This is a genomic window from Acinetobacter sp. YH12155, assembly GCF_013418255.1.
Classification (GTDB): Bacteria; Pseudomonadota; Gammaproteobacteria; order Pseudomonadales; family Moraxellaceae; genus Acinetobacter; species Acinetobacter indicus.
On the sequence record NZ_VPCK01000045.1, the window covers coordinates 1 to 5,097 of the forward strand.

The following is a 5,097-nucleotide window of genomic DNA, read 5'->3' on the forward strand; positions in this document are numbered from 1 at the left end:
ACAAGCATCGTCATTTTATTATGGTCAGCCTCAGGGTGAAGTGTGTCTAATCAACAGGGTTTTCGGTCTCTAAGTACTTTTTAAAGGGAACATCATCGACTCAAATCTCTATTTGCAACAGTGCCGAATTATCCAATTGAAATTAAAAAAAATATATATTTATAATTAAATGAACATCCAAGTTAAGAACTAAAATGATAAGAGACGATTTAAAAAAATATCCTAAAGCAATATGGATACATTTTTATAAAAACCGTATAAGTTTGATGGCAGAGAATGGCACAGTCAAAGCAACTGAAATTCCTAAATCACCTTATGATCACCCAAGAATGATTTTGGCAGATTTTGAAAGCGCTACAACAACATTAAAAGCTTTAATGAGACACCATTCTAACGGTTTATCTTTTTTCAAGTTTACAGCTCCTATTACGATTGTCCAAATAATGGAGCCGATACAAGGTAATTTAACTAAGATTGAAATACGAGCTTTTAAGGAGTTATTTCTTAATACTGGTGCAAGAGAAGTAAAGCTATATGACCTTGATGGAAACTCTATTGAAGAATAATTTTAAAAGCCCTATTTAACATAATGGCTGTTATACGCAATAAAAAAACCTGGGCACCAACCCAGGTCTAAAATTTAAAAAACAGATAAATATCAGTGCAATAAACTCATTTTTCTAATTTCGCATAACGTGTATTATGTTAATTTTAGGAAAACTTTAAAATTACTGCAGTCCAGCAAGTACTAACTGCCTGTGCATACCCATTATTGAAAGAGGAAATCGCGAAGGCAGTAAGTTATGGTATTGCAACTGTGTACCGAGTTGCACGATTCAAATAAGACGGCCCACTCAGTATAGAGTGGGCCTGGTTTTTGTGTCGGACAGTGTAGTTACCCCTTGAATAGGTGCTTCCGGTGCCAGACTAAATAGTATTTGTTTTCTCGACTAAGAGGTATTTGTGCTGTGGTATCTACGTTCATTTGTAGGAGAAGATCATGCACCTTCTGGTCAGATGACAAGATACGCCCATCATCATCAATAGTAATGAGCCCTTTATCGAAAAGAGCATCAATATGCACAGCAAAAAGGAAGCCATTATGAGGGTCTAATCGCTCAGAGTTATCTGAATCAGCCCATCTTTTAATGTGGCTGCCACGTAACAAAGTTGGTTCAGTGATACCTGTAATTGGGCAACGTCCTTGGTACACATCCATTAGAGACTTTTTAAATGCGGCCTGACCAATTCGCTGGAATGTCATGACTTGCTTGCATGTCTCAGGAACATCACTTAGAGCATCTTTTAGATCAAGATCGTAGATTTTAGTAATGGCTAGTTTGTTGAGTAAGTATGATGCTAAACCAAGGTCGATCTTAGCTAGGTAAGATCCTTGATTACCATTTCCCAGTGAATTCATAGGAGCATACTTTGCTGGTAAGAGATGCTTGAACTCATCTATGAATGGTTTCAACTTAATCTTCTTTTCGCAAGTAGAGAAGTCCACATCTATTTTCCATCCATCTGTTGACCAGTACTCTACTGTCTTATGAGGTTTTGGTGCTTTGTAAGCTGAAGTTTTTGCAACACCTATAGCCTGCATTTGACCTTTAGCATAAGAGAAAATGATGTCACCTGGTTGGACCTCAGTCATACGTTGATATGACATATTGAAGCTTCCATCCGCATTCTCGAATGGTGACCAAATGAAGCCACCACTCCTTTCTTCATCACCTGTCTGACTATTATTACACCAGTAGAAATTGACTGAATCAGATCCTCTGTACTCTTCTAATTGTGCATCTACGTAATCTTTCACTTTCATTTTCATTGATCATCAACCTCTAAGAATTTTCCAATATCATCATATGATTATTCTATTTTGTAAATGGTATTATTATCGGAATTATATAATTTTGATTAAAAAACATGCATAATTTTTATATATTATTGATAATATTTATAATATTTTTTACTAGGGATTAGTGTTTTTATTAAAAAATATTGTTGTATTTGTTTTTTTTGTGAATTTTTCCTAATTAGATTCACGTTCGTACAGCATGTTGTGCTTACGAACATCAATCCAAGTAGGAAATCCATAGAACAATTCGCATAAGGGAAGGTTACTCAGGTTGGGACAAGTAGAATGGTTCATACATTTGCTTGGACATAGAGCCCTTGCTCGTCCAAGACGTACTTTTGCTCAGTCATTAGGATTTCGTATTTGCATAACAGCGATTCGCAGTCCACAAAGCAATAGGATGGCTGAAGCATTTGTAAAGACGTTTAAAGTGGATTATGTATACTTGAATGATGTGCTGGATGCTGAAACCGTCATGAGATGTTTTCCAAGTGGGATCGAAGATTACAATTGTAATCATCCGCATAGTGGCTAAAAATGAAATGTCCTCCACTATGGGCTTATGCAAAAGCTGCTGGAAAAACAATAGATGATCTAGATCTATCAAATCTTTCAGAAGACTCTAAAAAAATTTTACAACGAGAGTTTGCTTTAAAAACATGTAGTGAAGATGACTCAAACCCTACTATTTAACATAATGGCGGTTATACGAAGTCGACTTGTAATGCAATTTGCATTACAGTACTCCTAGTACATTAAATAACTGGGAGATATGATGGCTACTGTTAACTTCAGGGTCGATGAAGCCCTTAAAGAAAAATCCTATTCCATCCTTAAAGAACAAGGTATTACACCTACAGATTTCTTTACTAGTATTCTTGAGTATGTTGCTACGACTGGGAAACTACCTGTCAAAAAAGCTTTGCTTTCAGAAGAAGATGAAGAATTGTTAGCTCTTGTCCGTAAGCGCATTAATGACCCTAAAGAGATGTTTGAGGAAGTCACATTAGATGACTTATAAGCTTTTACGTCACAAGGACTTTACAGCAGAATGGGAAAAACTCCCTGTTGCTATACGGGATCAATTTAAGAAGAAACTAGCCAAAGTCATAAAGCAGCCACATATTCCAAAGAATATGCTGAGAGGCGATCTTGCAGGTTGCTATAAAATTAAATTATTAAAAGCTGGTGTCAGACTTGTCTATCAAGTTAAAGATGATCAGGTAGTTATCTTGCTCATCACAGTCGGGAAACGAGCTGATAGCATAGTTTATGACGAAGCTAAAAAGCGCATTAAAGACTAAAAATGGGAGCTTATAGCTCCCATTTTTTGAATTCGTATAACGGCCATTATGTTAATTTTAGAGAAATTCAATAATGCAAAAATATAAATCAAAAATAGATTGGTGGGTGATTATAGTTTTGACAGGAAGTTCTTTACTGCTTTTAACCTTGGTCTATAGTAATTTTGATAGCCAAAATTTACATGAAGATATAATTTTTTCTGTCCTTTTCAGTTCTTTAGCTCTAGTGGTTTGGTTACCCATTCCAACAACATACTATGTTGTCGACGGTGAGATATTAAAGATACACAGTATATTCTTAAAGTGGGAAATTCCATTGAGTAGCATTGAAAAGATCAAGGAAACATCAGACTCTTTATCAGCTCCAGCTTTATCTTTAGATAGAATAAAAATTGAATATAAAAAAGATGGTATTCATAAATCAATCATGGTTTCGCCAAGAAATAAAACTGAATTTATAAAACAAGTATCTTCTCGCATTTAACATAATGGCTGTTATAAGAAATGAAAAAGCCTAGACTCGGATCTAGGCTTTAAATTTTAAAAAATACATAAAAATTAAGGCGATAGTCCCAATTTTTTAGCTTCGTATAACGTGTATTATGTTAATTTTAGAATAATTAAATATTAGCTATTAAAGTGTATTAGTTCAGACTTGATCGTACATTCTTCTTGAAAAAGAGAAAGTTACCCGTTTTGATAAAGGTGTCGAAATCTTAATCAAAAAAAGGTAACTTTCTTATGTTGCATACTAACAATCAAATTATCAAACACAAAGTAGGTCTGCTCAATTTAGCTGAAGAACTTCAGAATGTATCTAGAGCATGTAAAGTGATGGGTGTGTCCAGAGACACATTTTATCGCTATCAGGAACTAGTAAATTCTGGTGACATTGATGCACTGATGAATAAGTCCCGTCGGGTACCAAATTATAAAAATCGCGTAGATGATGCTACTGAACAGGCTGTTATTGATTTTGCAATTCAATATCCTGCATATGGTCAGCACCGTACCAGTAATGAGTTACGCAAGAAGGGTGTATTCGTTTCAGGGAGTGGTGTCCGCTCTATTTGGCTTCGCCATGATTTAGAGAACTTTAAAAAGCGATTAAAAGCCCTTGAAGTGAAAGTGGCTCAAGAAGGAATTGAGTTAAATGATCATCAGATAGCAGCGCTTGAACGCAAGCATGAGGATGACGTTGCTTGTGGTGAAATAGAAACAGCTCATCCTGGTTATCTAGGAGCACAAGACACCTTTTATGTTGGGAATCTCAAAGGTGTTGGACGGATCTACCAACAAACATTTATTGATACTTATAGCAAGGTTGTTCATTGCAAGCTCTACACAACTAAAACACCGATTACCGCAGCGGATTTGCTGAATGACCGTGTATTACATTTCTATCAATCTCAGAATTTACCAATACTTCGCATTCTTACAGATAGAGGCACTGAGTATTGCGGTAAGGTGGAACAACACGATTATGAGTTATATCTAGCAGTGAATGATATTGATCACACGAAGACAAAAGCTGCATCACCACAGACAAATGGGATCTGTGAACGCTTCCATAAAACAATATTACAGGAGTTCTATCAAATTACGTTTAGGAAGAAGCTTTATAGCTCATTGGATGAATTACAAGTTGATCTAGACGATTGGCTGAAATTCTATAATACTGAACGAACTCATCAAGGAAAAATATGTTGTGGTCGCACACCATTTGAAACTTTACTTGATGGAAAACGGATTTGGGCTGAGAAGAATTTAGCTCAAATTTAACCTGACAGACACAATAAAAAATGGCTCTGTACACGACAAATTTCACAGAACCCTTATCCTATCAGGATTCTGCTTTCTTAAAATTGCCAAAATTTCCTTAAACTCTTCTTTTTTCCCAAAACCAATTAAACGCTGAATCGCCATTTGAAC

At 35.6% G+C, this 5,097-nt stretch carries 7 protein-coding genes and 1 pseudogene; 7 read left to right on the forward strand and 1 reads right to left on the reverse strand.

The features are described from left to right. Positions 1-194: 194 nt before the first annotated feature. On the forward strand, positions 195-566 hold the full coding sequence (locus FTU86_RS13615; RefSeq protein ID WP_004726814.1) for a hypothetical protein: 372 nt from the start codon (positions 195-197) through the stop codon (positions 564-566). A gap of 329 nt (positions 567-895) precedes the next feature. Here the strand turns inward: FTU86_RS13615 and FTU86_RS13620 are convergent, their stop codons facing one another. Beyond that, a complete protein-coding gene (locus FTU86_RS13620) occupies positions 896-1,831 on the reverse strand; it encodes an HNH endonuclease (protein ID WP_160241747.1) in 936 nt (311 codons plus the stop codon). Positions 1,832-2,129: 298 nt separating this feature from the next. Here FTU86_RS13620 and FTU86_RS13905 point away from each other — a divergent pair. From FTU86_RS13905 to FTU86_RS13650, 6 genes and pseudogenes are all read left to right on the forward strand, one after another. Beyond that, a pseudogene (locus FTU86_RS13905) lies at positions 2,130-2,425 on the forward strand (integrase core domain-containing protein); the annotation flags it as partial. After that, on the forward strand, positions 2,399-2,554 hold the full coding sequence (locus FTU86_RS13630) for a hypothetical protein (RefSeq protein ID WP_160241746.1): 156 nt from the start codon (positions 2,399-2,401) through the stop codon (positions 2,552-2,554). The pseudogene FTU86_RS13905 and the gene FTU86_RS13630, both read left to right, overlap by 27 nt. 82 nt (positions 2,555-2,636) lie before the next feature. Beyond that, positions 2,637-2,882: a type II toxin-antitoxin system RelB/DinJ family antitoxin gene (locus FTU86_RS13635; RefSeq protein ID WP_160232242.1), complete on the forward strand. Its 246-nt coding sequence runs from the start codon at positions 2,637-2,639 to the stop codon at positions 2,880-2,882. Continuing rightward, positions 2,872-3,165, forward strand: coding sequence for a type II toxin-antitoxin system RelE/ParE family toxin (locus tag FTU86_RS13640; RefSeq protein WP_000221359.1), 294 nt, complete (start codon positions 2,872-2,874; stop codon positions 3,163-3,165). Before FTU86_RS13635 ends, FTU86_RS13640 begins: the two co-directional genes overlap by 11 nt. A 73-nt stretch (positions 3,166-3,238) precedes the next feature. Further along, a complete protein-coding gene (locus FTU86_RS13645) occupies positions 3,239-3,649 on the forward strand; it encodes a PH domain-containing protein (protein WP_160241745.1) in 411 nt (136 codons plus the stop codon). Between the two features lie 257 nt (positions 3,650-3,906). Next, positions 3,907-4,947, forward strand: a complete 1,041-nt coding sequence (locus tag FTU86_RS13650; RefSeq protein WP_160241744.1) for an IS481 family transposase — start codon at positions 3,907-3,909, stop codon at positions 4,945-4,947. Positions 4,948-5,097: the final 150 nt, after the last annotated feature.

Bases quoted from the DNA above. Each gene is read 5' to 3' on its own strand.
- FTU86_RS13650 (WP_160241744.1), top strand. From the start codon at position 3,907: ATGTTGCATACTAACAATCAAATTATCAAACACAAAGTAGGTCTGCTC.
- FTU86_RS13635 (WP_160232242.1), top strand. From the start codon at position 2,637: ATGGCTACTGTTAACTTCAGGGTCGATGAAGCCCTTAAAGAAAAATCC.
- FTU86_RS13620 (WP_160241747.1), bottom strand. From the start codon at position 1,831: ATGAAAATGAAAGTGAAAGATTACGTAGATGCACAATTAGAAGAGTAC.
- FTU86_RS13630 (WP_160241746.1), top strand. From the start codon at position 2,399: ATGAAATGTCCTCCACTATGGGCTTATGCAAAAGCTGCTGGAAAAACA.
- FTU86_RS13615 (WP_004726814.1), top strand. From the start codon at position 195: ATGATAAGAGACGATTTAAAAAAATATCCTAAAGCAATATGGATACAT.
- FTU86_RS13645 (WP_160241745.1), top strand. From the start codon at position 3,239: ATGCAAAAATATAAATCAAAAATAGATTGGTGGGTGATTATAGTTTTG.
- FTU86_RS13640 (WP_000221359.1), top strand. From the start codon at position 2,872: ATGACTTATAAGCTTTTACGTCACAAGGACTTTACAGCAGAATGGGAA.